At 69.3% G+C, this 19,515-nt stretch carries 21 protein-coding genes, 2 tRNA genes and 1 pseudogene; 11 read left to right on the top strand and 13 right to left on the bottom strand.

Annotated elements, in window-relative coordinates; all coding sequences use genetic code 11:
* Positions 1-16: 16 nt before the first annotated feature.
* Together AB0K28_RS50330 and AB0K28_RS50325 are read right to left on the bottom strand one after the other, a co-directional pair.
* Positions 17-388 (bottom strand): beta/gamma crystallin domain-containing protein, encoded by a 372-nt coding sequence (locus tag AB0K28_RS50330; RefSeq protein ID WP_345390476.1) that lies wholly within the window; start codon positions 386-388, stop codon positions 17-19.
* A 193-nt stretch (positions 389-581) separates the two neighbouring features.
* Entirely contained in the window at positions 582-758 is a 177-nt protein-coding gene (locus AB0K28_RS50325; RefSeq protein WP_364385438.1) for a hypothetical protein, read from the bottom strand.
* A 345-nt stretch (positions 759-1,103) separates the two neighbouring features.
* Between AB0K28_RS50325 and AB0K28_RS50320 the strand changes: the two genes are divergently transcribed.
* Positions 1,104-2,033 (top strand): helix-turn-helix transcriptional regulator, encoded by a 930-nt coding sequence (locus AB0K28_RS50320; RefSeq protein ID WP_364385435.1) that lies wholly within the window; start codon positions 1,104-1,106, stop codon positions 2,031-2,033.
* A 144-nt stretch (positions 2,034-2,177) separates the two neighbouring features.
* Here AB0K28_RS50320 and AB0K28_RS50315 read toward each other — a convergent pair whose 3' ends face one another.
* The 3 genes and pseudogenes from AB0K28_RS50315 to AB0K28_RS50305 form a co-directional block, all read right to left on the bottom strand.
* Positions 2,178-2,303 (bottom strand): hypothetical protein, encoded by a 126-nt coding sequence (locus AB0K28_RS50315; RefSeq protein WP_364385432.1) that lies wholly within the window; start codon positions 2,301-2,303, stop codon positions 2,178-2,180.
* A 751-nt stretch (positions 2,304-3,054) separates the two neighbouring features.
* Positions 3,055-3,255, bottom strand: a pseudogene (locus tag AB0K28_RS50310) (dihydrofolate reductase family protein); the annotation flags it as partial.
* Positions 3,256-3,527: 272 nt separating this feature from the next.
* Positions 3,528-4,496 (bottom strand): YafY family protein, encoded by a 969-nt coding sequence (locus AB0K28_RS50305; protein ID WP_364385429.1) that lies wholly within the window; start codon positions 4,494-4,496, stop codon positions 3,528-3,530.
* 56 nt (positions 4,497-4,552) lie between these two features.
* Here AB0K28_RS50305 and AB0K28_RS50300 point away from each other — a divergent pair, with 56 nt between their 5' ends.
* The 3 genes from AB0K28_RS50300 (at position 4,553) to AB0K28_RS50290 (ending at position 7,853) form a co-directional block, all read left to right on the top strand.
* On the top strand, positions 4,553-5,743 hold the full coding sequence (locus AB0K28_RS50300; RefSeq protein ID WP_364385426.1) for an epoxide hydrolase family protein: 1,191 nt from the start codon (positions 4,553-4,555) through the stop codon (positions 5,741-5,743).
* A gap of 63 nt (positions 5,744-5,806) precedes the next feature.
* Positions 5,807-6,649 (top strand): NAD(P)H-binding protein, encoded by an 843-nt coding sequence (locus AB0K28_RS50295; RefSeq protein ID WP_364385423.1) that lies wholly within the window; start codon positions 5,807-5,809, stop codon positions 6,647-6,649.
* A 67-nt stretch (positions 6,650-6,716) separates the two neighbouring features.
* Entirely contained in the window at positions 6,717-7,853 is a 1,137-nt protein-coding gene (locus AB0K28_RS50290; RefSeq protein WP_364385420.1) for a winged helix DNA-binding domain-containing protein, read from the top strand.
* Between the two features lie 349 nt (positions 7,854-8,202).
* On the opposite strand, the gene AB0K28_RS50285 is transcribed toward AB0K28_RS50290, so the two are convergent.
* From AB0K28_RS50285 to galU, 7 genes are all read right to left on the bottom strand, one after another.
* Positions 8,203-8,276 (bottom strand) — tRNA-Ala (locus AB0K28_RS50285).
* A gap of 49 nt (positions 8,277-8,325) precedes the next feature.
* On the bottom strand, positions 8,326-8,910 hold the full coding sequence (locus AB0K28_RS50280) for a hypothetical protein (RefSeq protein ID WP_345390491.1): 585 nt from the start codon (positions 8,908-8,910) through the stop codon (positions 8,326-8,328).
* Positions 8,911-9,037: 127 nt separating this feature from the next.
* Positions 9,038-9,691: a GNAT family protein gene (locus AB0K28_RS50275; RefSeq protein ID WP_364385486.1), complete on the bottom strand. Its 654-nt coding sequence runs from the start codon at positions 9,689-9,691 to the stop codon at positions 9,038-9,040.
* 51 nt (positions 9,692-9,742) lie between these two features.
* Positions 9,743-10,219: a MogA/MoaB family molybdenum cofactor biosynthesis protein gene (locus tag AB0K28_RS50270; protein WP_364385483.1), complete on the bottom strand. Its 477-nt coding sequence runs from the start codon at positions 10,217-10,219 to the stop codon at positions 9,743-9,745.
* On the bottom strand, positions 10,219-10,695 hold the full coding sequence (moaC, locus tag AB0K28_RS50265; protein ID WP_364385416.1) for a cyclic pyranopterin monophosphate synthase MoaC: 477 nt from the start codon (positions 10,693-10,695) through the stop codon (positions 10,219-10,221). Before moaC ends, AB0K28_RS50270 begins: the two co-directional genes overlap by 1 nt.
* Complete coding sequence (gene glp / locus AB0K28_RS50260; RefSeq protein ID WP_364385413.1) at positions 10,692-11,879, bottom strand: gephyrin-like molybdotransferase Glp; 1,188 nt, start codon at positions 11,877-11,879, stop codon at positions 10,692-10,694. Before glp ends, moaC begins: the two co-directional genes overlap by 4 nt.
* A complete protein-coding gene (gene galU / locus AB0K28_RS50255) occupies positions 11,866-12,768 on the bottom strand; it encodes a UTP--glucose-1-phosphate uridylyltransferase GalU (RefSeq protein ID WP_364385410.1) in 903 nt (300 codons plus the stop codon). Before galU ends, glp begins: the two co-directional genes overlap by 14 nt.
* 25 nt (positions 12,769-12,793) lie before the next feature.
* On the opposite strand from galU, the gene AB0K28_RS50250 reads away from it, so the two are divergent.
* The 6 genes from AB0K28_RS50250 to mscL all read left to right on the top strand — a co-directional run bounded on the left by AB0K28_RS50250 (position 12,794) and on the right by mscL (position 17,423).
* Positions 12,794-13,363 carry a 5-formyltetrahydrofolate cyclo-ligase gene (locus AB0K28_RS50250; protein ID WP_345390497.1) on the top strand — a complete coding sequence of 190 codons (570 nt, stop codon included), beginning with the start codon at positions 12,794-12,796 and terminating at the stop codon, positions 13,361-13,363.
* Between the two features lie 25 nt (positions 13,364-13,388).
* On the top strand, positions 13,389-14,894 hold the full coding sequence (locus tag AB0K28_RS50245; protein ID WP_364385403.1) for a potassium/proton antiporter: 1,506 nt from the start codon (positions 13,389-13,391) through the stop codon (positions 14,892-14,894).
* A gap of 69 nt (positions 14,895-14,963) precedes the next feature.
* The gene (locus AB0K28_RS50240; RefSeq protein WP_345390503.1) at positions 14,964-15,287 is read left to right on the top strand and encodes an FmdB family zinc ribbon protein; all 324 of its coding nucleotides are present in this window, start codon (positions 14,964-14,966) and stop codon (positions 15,285-15,287) included.
* 320 nt (positions 15,288-15,607) lie between these two features.
* A complete protein-coding gene (locus tag AB0K28_RS50235; RefSeq protein WP_345390506.1) occupies positions 15,608-16,414 on the top strand; it encodes an S-methyl-5'-thioadenosine phosphorylase in 807 nt (268 codons plus the stop codon).
* A complete protein-coding gene (locus AB0K28_RS50230) occupies positions 16,411-17,001 on the top strand; it encodes a flagellar biosynthesis protein FlgA (RefSeq protein ID WP_364385400.1) in 591 nt (196 codons plus the stop codon). The genes AB0K28_RS50235 and AB0K28_RS50230 overlap by 4 nt, the downstream gene beginning before the upstream one ends.
* Before the next feature lie 23 nt (positions 17,002-17,024).
* Positions 17,025-17,423 (top strand): large conductance mechanosensitive channel protein MscL, encoded by a 399-nt coding sequence (mscL, locus tag AB0K28_RS50225; RefSeq protein ID WP_345390512.1) that lies wholly within the window; start codon positions 17,025-17,027, stop codon positions 17,421-17,423.
* Between the two features lie 2 nt (positions 17,424-17,425).
* Here the strand turns inward: mscL and AB0K28_RS50220 are convergent, their stop codons facing one another.
* Entirely contained in the window at positions 17,426-18,370 is a 945-nt protein-coding gene (locus tag AB0K28_RS50220; RefSeq protein ID WP_364385397.1) for a D-alanyl-D-alanine carboxypeptidase family protein, read from the bottom strand.
* 1,021 nt (positions 18,371-19,391) lie between these two features.
* On the opposite strand from AB0K28_RS50220, the gene AB0K28_RS50215 reads away from it, so the two are divergent.
* A tRNA-Arg gene (locus AB0K28_RS50215) sits at positions 19,392-19,464 on the top strand.
* Positions 19,465-19,515 lie beyond the last annotated feature (51 nt).

Below are 19,515 nucleotides of genomic sequence, written 5' to 3'. Positions count from 1 at the left end.
CGATGTCGCCGGCAGTTCAGACGATCCTGATCCCCTGGATGCGGACTCCACCGGGATGGTTCGGCCAGGTGAATACGGTCCACTTCGGGATCGGCTGAGCCGGCTGCCATCTTCCGTCCCCGTACCACTGAACGCGATTGTTACCGGTCGAGATCAGGGTGACCCACCAGACATCCTGGACGTACATATCCGTTCCGGCGTTGGCGTAACAGTAGTTGGCTGACGAGGCGCCGGTTGCGTGGATTGTGGCGCGTACGAGGTCGGACCGGCCGGCGCACGGGACCTCATTGATCGCGTACGCCGCCGTCGGGAGGGCGACGGTAAGCGAGGCCGTCACCGCGACGGACGCCAGAGTGGCCAGGGCCGCACGTTTGGTGATGCGTTTCATGGACTTCTCCTTTGCAGGTGAGATTCATGCGGTGGAAAGGGAGCCGGACTATCCGCAGACTTGACCAGGAGATCTCTGGCCGCCTGCCGGGGTGGCTGTCTCGCTTCCGGTAGGAACACCACGGCTCACGACCGGCTGCGATGCCACGGGGTGTCAGATCTGCCTCAGACGGGCTGGCCGACCGGCCGGATGGTCAGGGTGTTGAGGTCGGCTGGCTGAGGGCGAAGCAGATGGCCTTGGCGACGGGCTCGGGGGACAGGGCGAAGGGTGGGACGCCGGCCGGCCAGAAGGCGGTGCCGGTCATGCCGGGGTTGACGAGCGTGACGCCGACGCCACGGCTGGTGGCGTACATCCACAGGTTCTCGGCCATGCCGGTGACGGCCACGCGTGGCCGCGGTCGAGGAGCAGCCGTGCGGTGTGGGCGCCGATGCCGCTGGTCGCGCCGGTGATCAGTACGGTCTTGCCGGTCATGGTCACTCCCGGGTGCTGGAGGTCCTGGTGGTGCATCACAGGAGGGCGTCGACGGTGATGGGCGGCCCGATCACCACTACAAAAGCTGGTCGGACAGGGTCCATCTCCGTGTCGCAGGTCGCGTTCGATTCGCTGATCCCAGGAAACCCACCTGGCCGGGCGCGAGACAGAGCGCATTTATAGGGGGATAACCGCACCCCCCTTACCGTCAGCGCCTGCGAAGCCCTGCGGTTACCGTGGGAGCATGGACGACCGGTCCGACAACCGCGACCAGATCCGAGATTTCCTCACCATCCGGCGCGCGAAGCTCACTCCGGAGCAGGTCGGGCTGCCCACCGGCGGTCGGCGCCGGGTCCCCGGGCTGCGCCGCGAGGAGGTCGCGGTGCTGGCCGGTGTGAGCACCGAGTGGTACACCCGGCTGGAGAAGGGCCACATCAGCGGCGTATCGGAAGAGGTACTCGACGCGGTCGCCCAGGCCCTTCGCCTGGACCAGGACGAACGCACCTACTTGTTCGACCTGGCCCAGGCCGCCCGGCCCGCCCGCCGCGCACCTTCGCGCCGCAAGGACGTCCTGGTCCCGCCGCGCGTCCAGTGGCTGCTGGACTCCATGACGATATCGGCGGCGTTCGTACGCAACGGCCGCCAGGACATCGTCGCCCACAATGCGCTGGCTCGCGCCCTGCTCGCGCCGGTCTTCGACAGCCCTGCCACCACAGGTCACGGCCGCGCCAACCTCGCCCGCTACATCTTCCTCGACCCGGGCTCCCAGCGGTTCTTCGTCGACTGGGACGCGGCCACCGCCGTCAGCGCCGCGCTGCTGCGCGCCGAGGCCGGACGCGAGCCCCACGACCGGGCGTTACGCGACCTCGTCGGCGAGCTGTCCACGCTCAGCACCGCGTTTCGCGGCCAGTGGGCCGCCCACGACGTGCGCATCCGCCACGCCGGCGGCAAGCGGCTGTGGCACCCGCAGGTCGGCGACCTGGAGCTGACCTACCAGTCCCTTAACCTGCCCATCTCCAGCCAGGCAGTGTACGACCTCACCATCTACACCGCGGAACCGGGCAGCACCTCCGAAGAGCGGCTCAAGTTCCTGACCAGCCTGGCAGCCACCCAGCCGGCACACCCCACCAGCCAGCCGCAGCCGCGGCGCCGCCGGGCACCGCGCGAGTTGTAACGACGCGCTTCGGAAACGCGCCTTGGGGCCGGATGATGACGACCATGTCTGTGTCTGCGGGGAGCATGGTCCGGGGTGCGCTGAAGGCGGACGGGGTGGTGCACCGGAGAGTTTCACGCTGGCCACGTTCGATCCTGAGACCGGTCACCGGAGCGGTTCGGTCGATGCGCACGAGGTCGCGGCGGAAATCGCGGCGTCGGCGAGGTCGGCCAGTTCGCTGGAGGCCGAGGCGGGGCCCTGGATGCTGGAGTCGCGGCGAAGGACGTGCATGAAATAGCTCTCCCGAGCCGGTGGGGAACGAGCCCGACCGCGGCAGCGCCGACGGCTACTGCCCCACCCGCAACGCCGCCGCGCTGGCGGTAGCGCGCTGGCACGATGCGGACCTCGACACGACCGTACGTCAATAGGCCGCCACTGCTCCACGTACCAGATCCCGACGCGAGAGGACGCGAACCGATGGGATGACTGGGCCAGGACAGAGACGCACCGCACGCCGCCCAGCGCCGCCCGCAGGTCGAGGAAGCCCGGCCGGGGCGCCGCTGCCACCGCCACGCCCGCTGGTGGACTCGGTCGGCGACATCGCCGGATTGCGGCCGCGCCGACGATCTCGTGACGGCGGTGAGGTGCCCGGCGCCGACGTCGAACTCGTGGACGCGCTGCCCCGCGACGACGACCTAGCGACCGGACCCTTCTCACCTGCAACTTCCTTGTGGGGTGTTCACGAGTACAGCTGACCTGCGGAGCAGTGGCGTCGTCAGAGATCGCTTCCCGGACAGGAGTTGATCGTTTCCCGGGCTGTCGGGTACGGCCGGGCGTCATCGGCGGGTCCTGCATGTGGGTTTCGCCGCATTCCGGCCACCTTTCCGAGCAAATACATCAACGCTGCGGGGGCGCCCGGGAGGGCCGCGTAAGCCCGCCAGGCCGGGCTCGGCGGCTCCGCGACGACCGAGAGATGAGCGTCCAGCTCCATGCCCCGGCCAAGGCGATTCCGGACAGGCCCGCTCAGCGATGACGGGTCATTTCACGATGCGGTAGAGCAGATGGGTGGCCAGCGGGGTGTCGACCACGTTGACCACCTCAAGCTGGATGTGGTCGCCCCCAGGTGGTCGAAGAGCCGCTGGCCCCCGCCGAACAGCACAGGCACCAGATGGATCCCGATCTGGTCGACCAGCCCCGCCCTCATGAACTGCCGCCCGAGGTCCGCGCCGCCCATCACGGCGACGTTCTTGCCGCCGGCGACCTCCCTGGCCTTGCCGCAGGGCGCTTTCGATCCCGTCCGTCACAAAGGTGTGGACGCCGCCCTCGGGCACGTCCTCGAGCGCCCGGTGGGGGTCCTTTCACGCGGCTGATAGACCTCTCGACCATCCATCTACGCGCCGAACGCGAGCAACCCACTTGCCTTACGTGTCTGAACGACCCTCAGGCGGCTGACCAGCCAGTTCGCTTGACTACCCCAGATAACCGCAGGCCCACTTGACAAAGACGCCCGCCATATCAGGTGTGCTGTGGCTCGGTGGCGCGGTGATAGCGGTCGGCGAGTGCACGCACGAGTTCGACGAGTTCCGCGGGCTCCGTCACGGTGAAATCGACGCCGAGCAGGCCGAGGTGAACGGCGAGCGCCTCGATGCTGTCCGCGCCGGTGTCCAGCAGGCAGCGGGTGTCGTCGACCGGCGTGATCGTGCCGATGGCGGCGTTGATTCGTTCGGCGAGCTGTTCGGCTGGTACGTGCACGACGACCTGGGCCCGGTATCGCCAGGCAGCCGACGACACGCCCCGGCGTACCTGGTCGATGGCCTCCTCGGGGAGATCGCGGGGGGTGAATCGGGGACCCGTCGGGGTGCGTGGGTGGAGCCGGTCCACCCGGAATGTCCGCCAGCCGGCCCGCTCGACGTCGAACCCGACGAGGTACCACCGTCGTCCCCAGTTGACCAGCCGGTATGGTTCCACCTCGCGCCGGCTCTCGGAGCCGTCGTGGCTTCGGTAGTCGAATCGCAGGCGCTCGTGATCCCGGCAGGCGGCGGCGAGGGCGCTCAGCGTGTCCGCGTCCACCCGTGAGCCCAGGTCGTCCCGGGGTACCGCGACGGCGTACCGCTGGAGGGCGTTGACACGGCGCCGGAGCCGGGTCGGTAGCACCTGCTCCAGTTTGGCCAGCGCGCGCAGCGAGGTCTCCTCGACTCCGGTGATCGTGCCCCCGGCGGCGGTGCGCAGTCCGATCGCCACCGCGACCGCCTCTTCATCGTCGAGCAGCAGCGGCGGCAGCGCGGCCCCGGCACCGAGCCGGTAGCCGCCCACCGCGCCTCGGTTGCCGTGCACCGGATAGCCGAGGTTTCGCAGGCGTTCCACGTCGTTGCGGATGGTGCGGGTGCTGACCGACAGCCGTTCGGCCAGTTCGGCGCCGGTCCACTCGCGGGGCGTCTGGAGCAGCGAGAGCAGGCGCAGCAGTCGCGCCGAGGTTTCCAACATTCTTCGAGTCTGCCCGTTCATTAGGAACGGGTCTTACCTAATTGGTTCCTACGCTGATGACCATGACGAACGACAGCACGATCGCCCCGTTCCGGATCGACATCCCTCAGGCCGAGCTCGACGATCTACAGCAGAGGCTGGCCCGGACTCGGTGGGCGGAGGAGCTGCCCGCGAGCGAGTCGGCGCCGGTCGGCCCGGTGCCGCCGGGTTGGGAGTACGGCGTCCCGGTGGGCTACGTCAAGCAACTGGTCGAGCGGTGGCGCACGGGGTACGACTGGCGGGCCTGGGAGGCGAAGCTGAACGCGTACCCGCAGTTCACCACTGAGATCGACGGCCAGAACATCCACTTCCTGCACGTGCTGTCGCCGGAGCCGGACGCGACGCCGCTGATCCTGACCCACGGCTGGCCGACCTCGGTGGTCGAGTGGCTGGACGTGATCGGCCCGCTCACCGACCCGCGTGCGCACGGCGGCGACCCGGCGGACGCGTTCCATCTGGTCATTCCGTCGGTGCCGGGCTTCGGCTTCTCCGGGCCGACCCGGGAGCGCGGCTGGAATCGGTACCGGGTGGCCCGGGCCTGGGCCGAGCTGATGCGCCGGCTCGGGTACGACCGGTACGGCGCGGCTGGCAACGACGGCGGATCGCTGATCTCGCCCGAGGTGGGCCGGGTTGACCCTGGGCACGTCTGTGGAGTGCACGTGACGCAGGTCTTCTCGTTCCCGTCGGGCGACCCCGCCGAGTCGGCCGGTCTGTCTGAGGAGGAGCGCGGAAAGCTCGCGTTCGCCGAGTGGTTCACCCAGAACCGGGGCGCGTATGACAAGCTCCAGTCCACCGAGCCGCAGAATCTGGCGCACGCACTGGCCGACTCACCGGCCGGCCTGCTGGGCTGGCACGCGCAGCTGCTCGGCGCTTCGCTCGACCCGGATTTCGTGCTCACGAACGTGATGATCTACTGGCTGACCAACACGGCCGCTTCAGCCGCCCGGTTCTACTACGAGGACGCGTCGGCGGCCCCTGTACAGCAGAAGTCGAACGGCCGGGGCACCTCCGTGCCCGAGCCGACCACCGTGCCCCTCGGCCTGGCCAATTTCGCCTGGGACTTTCAGTCGATCCGGACGTTCGCCGACCGCGACCACAAAAATATCTTCTCCTGGAACGTTTATGACCGGGGCAGCCACTTCGCCGCTCACGACGCCCCCGATCTGCTCGTCCACGACATCCGGCAGTTCTTCCGCAAGGTTCGCTGACCGCCGCCGGTTTTTCGGCGGACCCCCCTCAGCCCTCATGTCTTCGCGCGAAAGGAAACACTCATGTATCTCGTCATCGGTGCCACGGCTCACTTCGGACGTCAGGCGGTAGATGAGCTGGTCGCCGCGGGTGCGCCGGTGCGGGCGCTGACCCGTACTCCGGAGCGGGCGGAGCTTCCGGAGGAAGTCGACGTCGTCCGGGGCGATCTGACCAAGCCCGAGACGCTGCCGGCGGCGCTGGCCGGCGTCGAGGCCGCCTTCCTGGTTCTGCAGTACGGGATGGATGTCGCTCCGCTGCTGGCGGCCGCGGGCCAGGCCGGGGTACGGCGGCTGGTGTTCCTGTCCTCCGGGGCGGTCGTCCCAGGCGCCGAGCGGCAGCCCGACGTGATCGCCCAGTACCACCGCGATGTCGAGCGGGCCATCGAGGCGTCCGGGATCGAGTGGACGTTCCTGCGGCTCCTGTTCCCCGCCATCAACTCGTTGACGTTCGCGATGCAGCTCCAGGGCGGTGACGTCATTCGCGCGCCGTACGCCGAAGCGGCCTTCAGCGCCGTGCACGAGAGGGACGTCGCCGAGGTGGTCGCGCGGACGTTGATCGGCGGCGGGCACGCGGGGCGGGCCTACGACCTGACCGGCCCCGAGTCGCTGACCCAGGCACAGCAGGTCGGCATCCTCGGCGAGATGCTGGGGCGCCCGCTCACCGTCGAGGACCTCGACCCGGAGGCGGTGCTGGAGCAGATGAGCCGGTTCATGGACCCTGAGTTTCTGGCGGCGCTGTTCGGTCTCATGGCGCAGGCGGTCGGCAAGCCCGCGCCGGTCAACGACGTCATCGAGCAGATCACAGGGCACCCCGCGCGCGCCTACGCCCGGTGGGCCGCGGATCACCGGGCCGACTTCGGCGGATGATCAACGAGGCAGGGGCGGCATCCGCCGCGCCTGCCGGATGGACGGAGAGGACGGCACGGTGGCACAGGTGCTGAGGCGACGGGAGTTGGGACGAGCTCTGCTGGCCCGACAGTGGCTGCTGGAACGGGCCGAGGCGACCGCCGAGGAGACGGTCACCCGGCTGGTCGGCATGCAGGCGCAGGCGCCGTACGCGCCCTACTTCGGGCTCTGGAGCAGGTTACGGAAGTTCGGCACCGCCGACCTGGCGGACGCGCTGACCGAGCGCCGCCTGGTGCGGGTCGCGCTGATGCGCAGCACCATCCACCTGGTCACCACGGCGGACTACCGCTCGTTGCGGCCATGGGCGCAGCCTGCGCTCGACCGTGAGCTGGACACCGCGTTCAAGACGATCCTGACCGGTCTGGACCGTGCGGCCGTGGCGGAGTCGGGCCGGGCGCTGCTCGGCGCACGGCACCTCACCCCCAAGGAGCTCAGGGCGGCGCTGCACGAGCGGTGGCCCGATCGCGAGCCCCGTGCGCTCGCCACCGTCGTGCGCAACCTGGTACCGCTGGTGCAGGTGCCACCACGCGCCGTCTGGGGCGTCGGTGGCACCACCCGGTACGCGACGGCGGCCGACTGGACCGGAGCCGAGCCCGCCCCCGCCGCCGACTCCGAATACATCGTGCTGCGCTACCTTGCCGCGTTCGGCCCGGCCTCGGTCACCGACGTGCAGACATGGACCGGCCGAACCCGGCTGCGTCCCGTCCTGGAGAGGCTGCGGCCGCAGCTGGCGGTCTTCCACGACGAGCGCGGGATCGAGCTGTTCGACCTGCCGGATGCGCCACGCCCCGGCGCCGACGCCCACGCGCCGGTTCGCTTTTTGCCCGAATACGACAACCTGCTGGCCTCCCACGCCGACCGCACCCGCGTGATCTCGGAGCAGGACCGCAAACGGGTCATGACGCGCAACGGGATGCGCGCCACCTTCCTGGTGGACGGGCAGGTGACGGGCGCCTGGAAGCTCCATCTGGGCAAGGCATCAGCGACTCTGGAGATCGACCCGTTCCGGCCGCTGGCCACCACCGAGCGCGCCGAGGTCGAGGCCGAGGGCGCCCGGCTGCTGGAGTTCGCCGCGCCCGGCACCGACCACGACGTCCGCAGCGGCAGGGCCACGTTCATCGGCCGCGAGGATGCGGTGACCGGCGAGGAAACCGATCGGCAGTGATCAAGCCCCGCTTGAGGAAGTACAGCCGCAGCCCGGGGCGTGGCAGGCTCGCAGCTCGGCGATACCGGGGCCGCCGAACAGGTCGACGGCCTGCTGGGCGATCTCCGCCCGGGCCGTCGCCATCAGGTCCGCCGGACTGTGCGCCCGTACCTGTGGACCTTCACCCCAGGTCAGCTCGCGCCCGCCTGTCGTATGACCCGGAACCACCTTCCCGGACACCTGCTCCGCGGCCCCCAAAACAGGACGAACCCGATTCGCAAACCCCTGAAACGCCGAGATCCCGCCTGATCGCAATGATCAGACGGGATCCCGTCAACCTCAGTTCAGCCGTTTCAAGAACGGCCCCTTGTGGAGATGAGGGGATTCGAACCCCTGACCCCTTCGATGCGAACGAAGTGCGCTACCGGACTGCGCTACATCCCCAAGGACTCGACTAGATTAGCAAACTCCAGAGGGTCCTCGCGCCACCGTTTCAGTCGCCCACCGCCCGCTTGGGTGGTTCGGCGTACTGGTCGAAGAGGACGTCGGCGTGCATCGGCGTGAAGTCGATGACTTCGGCCTCCGCCTCGGCGGCGGCGCGGCGCTGCTCGCGTAGCCGCCGCCGGCGCTCAGCGCGCGCCTGGCGGGCGCGTTCGCGGCGCTCCCTGTCCACCTGTACGGCGATGCGCAGAAACGCCATGTACGTCAGCGTGACGACGACGGACGGCGCCACCCCCCACCACGGGATCATCTCGACCGCGGCCGTCACGATGGAGGCCAGCACCAGCAGCGCGGTGAAGAAGAGCAGGCGGCGCCGGCGGGCGACGATGATGGCGCGGCGCCGGAGCCGGAACTGGCGGACGTCGACCTTCTCGATCTCGACCGGCGGTGTGCCGTCGTCCTCATCGGGATCGGATGGGGCGAGGTTGTCGAGATCGGGCAGTTGGTGCTCGCCGGTGTAATACTCTTCGAGCTCGGCCAGCTCGGCGAGATTCGTCTTGTCTCTGCGCAGCCACATCGGAATCAGGACGCAGAGCCACATGACGACGATGGCGAGATAGAGGAGGACGGGGCTCATGACCACCACCTCCGGGCAGCACAAAGACGCGGTTGTGCTCGTCGCGCCTTGAATGTGCTCACGTCACGCACCGTAAGACCGCGTGTCACTGATTGACGAGCATTCGGTGCGGTGTGTCGCGAGATCGTCAAACCTCTTCGACGGAGGACCCCCCGTGAGCCGCTGACTCACGCGCGCGACGCCATTGCACGAGCAGCCCGCCGGGAACGTCCTCGACGGTCAACGCGTAGCAAATGTGGTCGCGCCAGGCTCCGTCGATGTGGAGTTGGCGCCGCCGAATGCCTTCTTCCCTGAAACCGAGCTTCTCAACCACCCTACGGCTGGCGTGATTCTCGGGGCGGATGTTCGCTTCGAGCCGATGCAATCCGGTGGTGAAAAAGCAGTGGTCAACGGCCATCGCGAGGGCCGTGGGGGTGATGCCGCGGCCGGCCACGGCGCCGTCGATCCAGTAGCCGACCTGGGCAGAACGGGCGGACCCCCACACGATGGCGCCGACGGTGAGCTGGCCCGCGAAACGCCCGTTGTACGTCACCACCCACGGCAGCGCCAGCCCCTGCCTGGCCTCGCGTCGCAGGGTGCCGACCATGGAGACGTAGGGGCCGAGACCGGTCCTGAACAGGGGCGTCTCGGGGTTGCTCGGCTCCCACGGGCGCAGCCAGTCGGCATTGCGCACTCGTGTCTCGCGCCATACGCGTACGTCGCCCAACCGTAGCGGCCGGAGGCCTACCGGACCTTCGCTGAGTGTCGCCGGCCAGCCACGAAGTCGATCCACATCTCTCATCATCCCCCTATCGGGCACGATGTCGCCACGGGGTGACCGACCGAATCCCCGTCAGCGCGGATGATCACCGCCGCGGATCTGATCGACGGCGTGGCGGAGAATGGGCGCGAGTACGGCGACGCCATCGCGTACGCCACCGGAGGATCCGGGCAAATTTATGATCAAGGTTTCCCCTGCCTGTCCGGCCAATCCGCGCGAGAGGATCGAGGTCGGCACCTTCTCGCGATTAGCCTGACGAATTGCCTCCGCTATACCGGGAATTTCTCTAGAAATTACTCGCGCGGTCATCTCCGGCGTCAGATCCATCGGCGTCAACCCGGTGCCCCCGGTGGTCACGATGACGTCATAACCACCCGCCACCCCGTCACGCAGCGCAGTCTCCACCGGCTCGCCGTCCGGCACCACCACGGGCCCCTCGACCTCACAGCCGACCTCGTCACGCAGCAACGACGCCAGCAACGGCCCGGATTTATCCGCATAAATCCCGGCCGACGCCCGGTTCGACACCGTGATCACCAAGGCGCGCATCATTCCCCGTCCCGCGTCCACCGGCCGGTCTTGCCGCCGAGCTTCTCCTCCACCCGCACGTCGGTGATCACCGCGCCGGGATCGACCGCTTTGACCATGTCGATCAGCGCCAGCGCCGCCACCGACACCGCGGTCAGCGCCTCCATCTCCACACCCGTGCGGTCGGCGGTCTTCACCCGGCACGTGATGGCCACGCCCCAGTCCTCGACGTCGAGCGTCACCTTCACGCCGTGCAGCGCGATGGGATGGCAGAGCGGGATCAGGTCGGGCGTACGTTTCGCCCCCATGATCCCGGCGATCCTGGCCACGCCCAGCGCGTCGCCCTTGGGCACCTCGCCCGACCGCAGCAGCGCCACCGTCTCGGCCGTCAGCAGCACGCGTCCGCTGGCGACGGCCGTACGGGCGGAGACGTCCTTGGCCGAGACGTCGACCATGCGGGCGGCGCCGGTCTCGTCGATGTGGGTCAGCTCGCTCACAGCCTGATCACCTCCACCGAGGACCCCGCTTCGACCTCGGTCACGTCTTCCGGCACCACGATCAGCGCGTTCGCCGCGGCCAGCGCGGCGAGCTGGTGGGAGCCCTGCCCGTGGGCGGGCGCCACCGTGCCGTCGTCGGCGAGGACACCGCGCAGATAGGACCGCCGCCCGGACGGCGACCGCAGCGGCCCCGCGGTGCGCGCGGTCAGCGTGCGGGGCATGCCGCCGGGCAGACCACGCATCTTGTCGAGAGCCGGGCGGACGAACAGCATGAACGACACGAAGGACGACACCGGGTTGCCCGGCAGGGCGAAGATCGGCACCTGGTCCTCCCCCAGCACGCCGAATCCCTGCGGCATGCCCGGCTGCATGGCCACCTTCTCGAAGCGGACGGTGCCGAGCGGCGCCAGGGCCTCCTTGACGGGCTCGTACGCGCCCATCGACACCCCGCCGCTGGTGATGATCGCGTCGGCGCGTACGAGATGGGTGTCGAGGCGGTCGAGCAGGATGCCCGGATCGTCCCCGACCGAGCCGGCGCGGAAGCCGTCGGCTCCGGCCTGGCGTACGGCGGCGGTGAGGGTGTAGCTGTTGGAGTCCCAGATCTGGCCGGGCGCGAGCGTGCCGCCCGGCTCGATCAGCTCCGCGCCCGTGGAGATGACGACCACGCGCGGACGCGGCCGCGCCCGCACCCGCCGCCGCCCCACCCCGGCGATGATGCCGAGCTGGGCGGGGCCGATCACGGTGCCGGCCTTGAGCACGACCTCGCCGGCCTGCACGTCCTCACCCGCCCGCCGCACGGCGTTGCCGAGCTCGGCGGCGCGGTCGATGCGTACGGAGACCGTGCCCCCGTCCGTCCACTCCACCGGCACCACCGCGTCGGCGCCCGCCGGCAGCGGGGCACCGGTCATGATGCGCACACTGTGGCCAGGGCCCACGGCCCGCAGCTCCAGCGACCCCGCCGCGACGTCGTCGATCACCGGCAGCGTCACCGGCGCGCCCGCGACGTCCTCGGCCCGCACCGCGTAGCCGTCCATGGCCGAATTGTCGAAGGGCGGCAGCGGCACCGGCGAGGAGATGTCCTCGGCCAGGGTCGTGCCGAGCGCCTGCTCCAGCTCGAGCTCAAGGGGGGCCAGCGGACGTACAGTGGCCAGGATCTCGGCCAGATGCGCGTCAACTGATTTCATCGAGGAACTCCCGCAGCCACGGCACGAACTCCGGCGCCAGATCCTCCCGGTTCGCCGCGAACTTCACCACCGTCCGCAGATAGTCGAGCTTGTCGCCCGTGTCGTAGCGGCGTCCCCTGAACAGCACGCCGTGCACGGGACCGCCCTCGTCGCGGCCGCGCTGGGCCAGCGTGCGCAGCGCGTCGGTGAGCTGGATCTCGCCGCCGCGCCCGGGGGGCGTGTTCTCCAGGACCTCGAAGACCGCGGGGTCGATGACGTAACGGCCGATGATCGCCCAATTGGACGGCGCCTCGTCGGCCGGCGGCTTCTCGACGAGGTCGGTCACGCGGACGACGTCGTCCTCGGCGGTCGCCTCGATGGTCGCCACGCCGTACAGCGAGACGGACTCCTTGGGCACCTCCATCAGCGCGATCACGCTTCCGCCGAACGTGTCGCGCACCTCGATCATGCGGCGCAGCAGGTTGTCGCGATAGTCGATGAGGTCGTCACCGAGCAGGCAGGCGAACGGGTGGTCGCCCACGTGGTGCTTGGCGCACAGCACGGCGTGGCCGAGCCCCTTGGGCTCGCCCTGGCGTACGTAGTGCAGCGTCGCCAGCGAGGCCGGCTCGCGGACCTGGGACAACCGGTGCTCATCGCCCTTCGCCTCCAGCGCCTCCTCCAGCTCGAACGCCCGGTCGAAATGGTCTTCGATCGAGCGCTTGTTCTTGCCGGTGACCATGAGAACGTCGAGCAGCCCGGCGGAGGCGGCCTCCTCGACGACATACTGGATCGCGGGCTTGTCGACGATGGGCAGCATCTCTTTGGGTGTCGCCTTGGTCGCCGGAAGGAACCGGGTGCCCAGACCCGCGGCGGGCACGACGGCTTTCGTCACAGGGTCGAAGTCAGCCATGAGTTAGACCCTAGTGGAGGGATCTGTGGACAAGTTGAACCTCCGTCGCGAGCTGAACGCGGCGCGTATCGCACTCTCCCCCGATCAAGTGCGGGCAAACGCCATCAAGGTCCGCGAAACACTGCTCGAACAACCGTGGGTGCAGATGGCCGGTCTGGTGGCCTGCTACTGGTCAACAGGGTCGGAGCCGGAGACGCACGGGCTGGTGTTCGCTCTCTGGAAACATGGCGCCACCGTCATCCTGCCGGTCCTGCGTGCCGACAATGACCTGGATTGGGCGGTGTACGACGGGCCCGACACGCTCGCGCCCGGCCGCTACGGGATCATGGAGCCGGTCGACACGCGGCGCGGCGTCGACGCCGTACGCACCGCCGCCCTCGTCATCGTCCCCGCCCTGGCCGTCGACCGCGTCACCGGCGTCCGCCTGGGGCGGGGCGGCGGCTCGTACGACCGCGCGCTCGCCCGCGTCGGCCCCAACGTCCCGACCGTGGCGCTGCTGCACGACGGCGAGCTGATCGACGGCGTCCCGCACGAGCCCCATGACCAGCGCGTACGCTACGCCGCCACACCCTCGGGCATCACTAGGCTGATGTGACGGCGGTGCAGGAGGAGGGGGCCAGATGACGCTTGACGTCTCGCTCCTCATCGGCGCCGCCGTCGTCATCGCGGCCATCGCGTCCGTACGACTGGTGCACCGCACCGGCTTTCCCAGCCTCCTGGTCTTCCTCGGTTTCGGGCTGGCCCTGGAGCTCTCCGGGGTCGGTTTCCCCACCGAGAACCCGCAGGTCGCCCAGCAGATCGGCCTGTGGGCGCTGGCGGTGATCCTCGCCGAGGGCGGGCTCACCACCAACTGGTCGCATGTACGCCGTTCCGTCCCCTTGGCCCTGGTACTGGCCACCGTGGGCGTGGCGGTGAGCATCCTCATCGTCGCGTTCGCCATCAAGGGGCCGCTCGGCTTCGACGTGAAGACCGCGCTGATCGTCGGCGCGGTCCTCGCCTCCACCGACGCCGCCGCCGTCTTCTCCGTGCTGCGCAGGCTGCCGTTGCCGCCGCGCCTGGCCGGCGTCCTGGAGGCGGAGTCCGGTTTCAACGACGCTCCCACGGTCATCGCGGTCGTCCTGCTCACCGGCGCTTCGCAGGCGTCGGCGGGCCTTGGAACGTTCCTTCTCGAGACGGCCCTGGAGCTGGTCATCGGCGCCGCGGTCGGGCTCGCCGTCGGCCCCGCCGGCGCGTACGCGCTGCGCCACGTCGCCCTGCCCGCCTCCGGCCTCTACCCCATCGCCGTCCTGGCCCTGACCTTCGTCTCGTACGGCGGCGCCGTCCTCCTGCACGGCTCCGGCTTCCTGGCCGTCTACCTCACCGGGCTCATCCTCGGGAACTCGCACCTCCCCCACCGCGCCGCGACCAGGAGCTTCGCGGAAGGGGCCGCGTGGCTGGCGCAGATCGGGCTGTTCGTCATGCTCGGCATGCTGGCCCACCTCGAGGAGCTGCCGTCGGCCGTCGTACCCGGCCTGATCATCGGCACCGTCCTCGCGCTCGTCGCCCGCCCGCTGTCCGTCGCCGTCTCCTCGCTGCTCGCCCGGGTGCTGCGGCTGGACCGGGTGACCTGGCGCGAACAGGCGTTCCTGTCGTGGGCCGGTCTGCGGGGCGCCGTGCCGATCGTCCTCGCGACCATCCCCTGGGCGGCCGGCATCGAGGGCTCCAAGGACATCTTCAACCAGGTCTTCGTGATCGTCATCGTCTTCACCCTGCTCCAGGGGCCGACCCTGCCGTACGCGGCGCGGCTGCTCGGGGTGAGCGCCCCCGCCGAGGCGCACGATCTGTCCGTCGAGTCGGCTCCCCTTGAGGAGCTGCACGCCGACCTGTTGCAGGTCAAGATCCCTCCGGAGTCGCTGCTGCACGGGGTCGAGGTCTTCGAGCTGCGGCTGCCCGCCGGCGCTGCCGTGACGCTCGTCGTACGGGACGGCCGATCGTTCGTCCCCACCGGCTCCACCCGCCTGCGTACCGACGACCAGCTCCTCATCGTCGCCACCGCCGCCTGCCGCGACCAGGTCGAACGCCGCCTGCGCGCGGTCAACCGCCGCGGCAAACTGGCCGGCTGGTACGGAGAGCGGGGGCTGGAATAGGTGTTTGGACCTATCGGTTACCATTAGCAGTCGCATCGCTCGAGTGCCAAAGCTTGTAAGGAGGAGCGCGTGCCGACTTATCAGTACGCCTGCAACGACTGCGGTGAGCAGCTCGAGGTGGTCCAGAAGTTCACAGACGATGCGTTGACGGTCTGCCCGAGCTGCCAGGGGAACCTGCGGAAGGTGTTCTCCGCGGTCGGCATCGTGTTCAAGGGCTCGGGCTTCTACCGGACCGACAACCGCTCGTCGTCCTCGACGTCCTCTTCTTCTTCCTCGTCCCCTTCTTCGTCTTCTTCGTCGAAGTCCGGGGAGAGCAAGTCGTCGTCGTCGGACTCGGGGTCGTCCAGCTCGTCCTCGACCAGCTCCCCCGCTCCCGCCGCCGCTTCCAGCTGATTGCCGCAGGTCAGCTGACCCGCCGTCGCCCGCTTCCCCTGCCGGCCGCAGGTCAGCTGAACCTCCGCGCCTGATCCCCCGCGGCGTGGCTTGCCCGCGCCCGGTCGCTCGCCTGCGCTCTGGGGGCGGAACCCCGCTCGTTCGCCCTAGAGCCGCAGCACCGGTCGCGCACGTCCACAATGGATGCACCGGTCGCCCACGGCTCCTCTCTCCCCCGCACATTCTTCGCACCAGCCGGCGAAATCACCCCGCGGCCGCGTTATCCACAGAACCCCGTTCGGGTTCCATCGCCGCCGGCCACTGCGGCTACTCTCAGCGCCATGGTCACTCGCGCAGACATCGGCGTCATCGGCGGTTCCGGCTTCTACTCCCTGCTCGACGATGCGGAGGAGGTCGAGCTCGCCACCCCCTACGGCCCCCCGAGCGACGTCGTCACCATCGGACGCATCGGCTCCCGCACGGTGGCGTTCATCCCCCGCCACGGCAAGGATCACCGTTTCCCACCCCACCGCATCCCCTACCGCGCCAACCTCTGGGCGCTGCGCTCGCTCGGCGTCCGCCAGGTGCTGGCGCCCAGCGCCGTAGGGTCGCTCAAGGCCGAATACGGCCCCGGCACCCTCGTGGTCCCCGACCAGCTCGTCGACCGCACCTCCGGCCGCGCCCAGACCTACTACGACATCGACGGCGCCGTCCACGTCTCATTCGCCGACCCCTACTGCCCGTCGGGCCGCGCGGTCGCCGTACAGACCGCCCGTTCCGGCGGCTGGGAGACGGCCGACGGCGGCACCCTGGTCGTCATCGAGGGCCCGCGCTTCTCCACGCGCGCCGAGTCGCAGTGGTACGCCGCCAACGGCTGGTCCATCGTCGGCATGACCGGCTTCCCCGAGGCGATCCTGGCCCGTGAGCTGGCCCTCTGCTACACCTCCGTCTCCCTGGTGACCGACCACGACGCCGGCGTCGAGGCGGGCCAGGGCGTCACCCACGACGAGGTGCTCGAGTTCTTCGCCCAAAACGTCACGCGCATGCGCACCCTGATCGCGCAGACCGTCGAGTCGCTGCCCGAAGAGCGCACGTGCTCCTGCGGCCGGGCGCTCGACGGCATCAAGCTCCCGTTCGAGCTGCCGTGATCGGAGTCTGGCTGTCCCGCTACGGCCGTCGCCGCCGCCTCATCGCGGCGGCGTTCGCCGCCGTCTCCGTCGTGACCGCCTACCTCGCCACCCGCCCGGCGCCCGCCGGCCCCACGGTCCTGGTGGCCGTACGCGACCTGCGCCCGGGCCCGCTCAGCGCCGCCGACTTCCGCCCCGCCGCCCTCGACCCCCCGCCTGCCGGAGCCGTACGCACCCTCGCCCCAGGCCAGACCCTCGCCACCCCCATGCGCCGCGGCGAGCCGCTGACCGACGTCCGCCTCCTGTCCACCTACCCGTTGCCGCCCGGCCTGGTGGCGACCCCGGTGCGCATCGCCGACCCCGCCACGGCCTCCCTCCTGACCCCCGGCTCGACCATCACCGTCCTGGCCGCCCACGACCAGGCGGCGCCGGCCCGCGAGATCGCCACGGACGCCACGGTGATCACCATCCCTCGGTCCGCCCGCTCTGGCGCGTCCCAGGAAGGCGCCCTCCTCGTCCTGGCCACCACCCCGTCCCAGGCCGCCGAGCTGGCGACTGCCCAGGCCCACGCTCGCCTGTCGATCACCCTGCGCACTAACTTAGAGTAATCACTCGGATACGATTTCCTGTCATGACAGGTTTCCGGAAGTTCCTCATGCAGGGCAACGTCATCGACCTGGCGGTGGCGGTCATCATCGGGGCGGCGTTCAACGCGATCGTGCAGTCGTTCGTGGCCGACCTGCTCACGCCGCTGATCTCGGCGTTCGGCGGGCTGCCCGACTTCTCCTCGCTCAAGGTCACGGTCGGCCAGTCCAACTTCATGTACGGCAACTTCATCAACGCGGTCGTGTCGTTCCTGATGGTCGCCGCGGTGGTCTACTTCCTGATCGTGAAGCCGTACACCCACGTCAGGGAGCGCAACGCCGCCAAGATCGAAGCCACGACGCGCGACTGCCCCGAGTGCCTGTCGGAGATCCCCAAGGCCGCCTCCCGCTGTGCCTTCTGCAGCGCCGACGTGCCCGTGATCTGACGTCAGAGCAGGGTGTCGATCTTGGGGTCGTACTCCCAGTGCCACGGCTCGAACGGGCTGCTGTAGGCCCAGGAAGGATGGAACCACCCATACCGCTTGGAGTTCTTCTCCATCCACACGAACTCCGCCGACCCCGACCTCTCCACCCCTCCACAGAGGTCCACGGCCAGTCCGAGCCCGTGGTTGCTTCGCCCCGGCACCGCCGCGAACCCGGGCCGCCGGTAATAGACCGACTGCTGCTCGCCGAGGCTCCGGTACGCGTCCGTCACACACATCGGCTTGCCGAACCGCCGCCGGTACGCCTCGTTGAGGCTGACGAACGCGATGGTGGCGTCCGCCCGGAGACTGTGCCCCTTCTGCTGGAGCGGGCAGAGCATGCTCTGGGGGATGAGCCCGTTCGGATAGTGGTCGGCGTTGGCCGCCTTGAGCGGGTTGCACCCCAGGGCCGCCCGCCCCACCTTGTCGATCTTGATGCCCAGCTTCACCAGCGCCGCCGTGAGCGACTTCACGATCTTGTCCGACCGCTGCCGCAACGTGTCCACCTCGGCGGCCAGCTGCGCCTCGGCCAGCAGGTTGCCGGCCCGCAGCTCCTGCGCCTCGGCGGCCAGCCGCTCGGCCTCCTGGTAGAGCGCGCTGGTCTGCTCGACGGCCCGCTGACGTACCGACACGATCTGGTTCGCGTCCATGAGCGCCCGCAGCGTCTTCTCATCCGCGCTGCCCGACACGAACGGAATGATCCCGCCCGCCAGCAGGGGCTGCTGGTAGAGCAGCTCGGCCATCTGCGAGACGGGCTGCCGCATCACGGAGAGCCGGTTCTCGAGGCTCTGCAGAGCGGTCAGCTTGCTCTTGAGCGTCTTCTCGGAGGCCGCGATGTCGGCTCGCCGCTTCTCCAGGGCCTTGGTGGCGTCCTCCAGCTCCTTGGCGGACCGCTCGGCTTCCTTCCGCAACTCCGTCAGATTGGACGGATCGGGCTTCACCCGCTCTTGCCTCACCTGCGTATGGGCCTGCGCAGGCGTCTGCCCCCCGGGCGTGAGGAGAGAAGCCACCGCCATGACGACCGCGATCAGACCCGCTGATCGAGGGGCTGGCACGTTCGACTCCTCCGTTTGCAAACTCGTTACCCGGGTCAGGCACGCACGTTACTACAGCCCCCCGAGTGCCCGGACCGAACTCCGAAGAGCTGTTATGAGACAAATAGCCCCCTTTGTACAGCCCTCCACCACAAACCTCCCGAGGATGCACGACCACCGCCTGGCCTCATGAGGAAGCGCGCGGCCTCATGAGGAAGTACGCCACCCCACCCGGGGAGGTTCACACCCCCGGCACCCAACTCTCCTCACCGGCCGCTTCCTCTTCCCGAACATCACCGGACTCCCGAGCCCGCTGCTCACTCTCCCAATCCCGACACAAATCCCCCAACCACGTATCCACCCACTCCCCCGCACACCCACCCGGAGCCAACTCCACCTCCTGTTCCGCAGCCCTCTCCTCCCGAGCCTCCTCAACAGACCGCTCCGGCACCCGAGGCTCAGATACAACCGGCGCACTCACCTCCTCCCGCACCCGAACCCGCACAACCCCCTCATACCTCCGCTCCGGCACCTCAGGAGCCGGCACCAGCCGCGGCTCCCAAACCACAGCAGCACTGACCTTCCGGGCAGGCGGCGCAACCCACGGCACCTCCACCTCCAGCCCCTGCACCTCCCCCGCCAACAACCCACCCGCAAGAATCGCCGGCGCCAGCAACGCACCGAACAACACCACAGGCCGCCGCCGAGCCTGCGTTCTACGGATCTGAGCACCACGCCTACGAGTCACAGGCAGAAGCTATCCACCCCCGAACACCCCGATTCTGATCACTTGTCATGCCTTTACCGCAGCTCAGAGCACCCATAACCAACGCCACCGAACTGATCGCCCCCTGACGTCGCACGCAGTGCCAGTCTTTCGCTAGGCTTACGAGAGTCCGCCTCCGTAGCTCAGGGGATAGAGCACCGCTCTCCTAAAGCGGGTGCCGCAGGTTCGAATCCTGCCGGGGGCACTCTGTGATGTCGCACGACATCGGAAACCCTCGAACCTGCGGTGGGCCGTA

The sequence above is a fragment of the Nonomuraea sp. NPDC049504 genome, from assembly GCF_040676845.1.
GTDB lineage: Bacteria > Actinomycetota > Actinomycetes > Streptosporangiales > Streptosporangiaceae > Nonomuraea > Nonomuraea salmonea.
This window is presented reverse-complemented; position numbering and strand designations above follow the sequence as displayed.

Coding starts and splice junctions, on each gene's coding strand:
- AB0K28_RS50300 (WP_364385426.1), top strand. CDS start 4,553: ATGACCATGACGAACGACAGCACGATCGCCCCGTTCCGGATCGACATC.
- AB0K28_RS50325 (WP_364385438.1), bottom strand. CDS start 758: ATGGCCGAGAACCTGTGGATGTACGCCACCAGCCGTGGCGTCGGCGTC.
- AB0K28_RS50270 (WP_364385483.1), bottom strand. CDS start 10,219: ATGCGCGCCTTGGTGATCACGGTGTCGAACCGGGCGTCGGCCGGGATT.
- AB0K28_RS50275 (WP_364385486.1), bottom strand. CDS start 9,691: ATGAGAGATGTGGATCGACTTCGTGGCTGGCCGGCGACACTCAGCGAA.
- glp (WP_364385413.1), bottom strand. CDS start 11,879: ATGAAATCAGTTGACGCGCATCTGGCCGAGATCCTGGCCACTGTACGT.
- AB0K28_RS50330 (WP_345390476.1), bottom strand. CDS start 388: ATGAAACGCATCACCAAACGTGCGGCCCTGGCCACTCTGGCGTCCGTC.
- AB0K28_RS50315 (WP_364385432.1), bottom strand. CDS start 2,303: ATGCACGTCCTTCGCCGCGACTCCAGCATCCAGGGCCCCGCCTCGGCC.
- mscL (WP_345390512.1), top strand. CDS start 17,025: ATGACAGGTTTCCGGAAGTTCCTCATGCAGGGCAACGTCATCGACCTG.
- galU (WP_364385410.1), bottom strand. CDS start 12,768: ATGGCTGACTTCGACCCTGTGACGAAAGCCGTCGTGCCCGCCGCGGGT.
- AB0K28_RS50235 (WP_345390506.1), top strand. CDS start 15,608: ATGGTCACTCGCGCAGACATCGGCGTCATCGGCGGTTCCGGCTTCTAC.
- AB0K28_RS50280 (WP_345390491.1), bottom strand. CDS start 8,910: ATGAGCCCCGTCCTCCTCTATCTCGCCATCGTCGTCATGTGGCTCTGC.
- AB0K28_RS50320 (WP_364385435.1), top strand. CDS start 1,104: ATGGACGACCGGTCCGACAACCGCGACCAGATCCGAGATTTCCTCACC.
- AB0K28_RS50295 (WP_364385423.1), top strand. CDS start 5,807: ATGTATCTCGTCATCGGTGCCACGGCTCACTTCGGACGTCAGGCGGTA.
- AB0K28_RS50245 (WP_364385403.1), top strand. CDS start 13,389: ATGACGCTTGACGTCTCGCTCCTCATCGGCGCCGCCGTCGTCATCGCG.
- AB0K28_RS50305 (WP_364385429.1), bottom strand. CDS start 4,496: ATGTTGGAAACCTCGGCGCGACTGCTGCGCCTGCTCTCGCTGCTCCAG.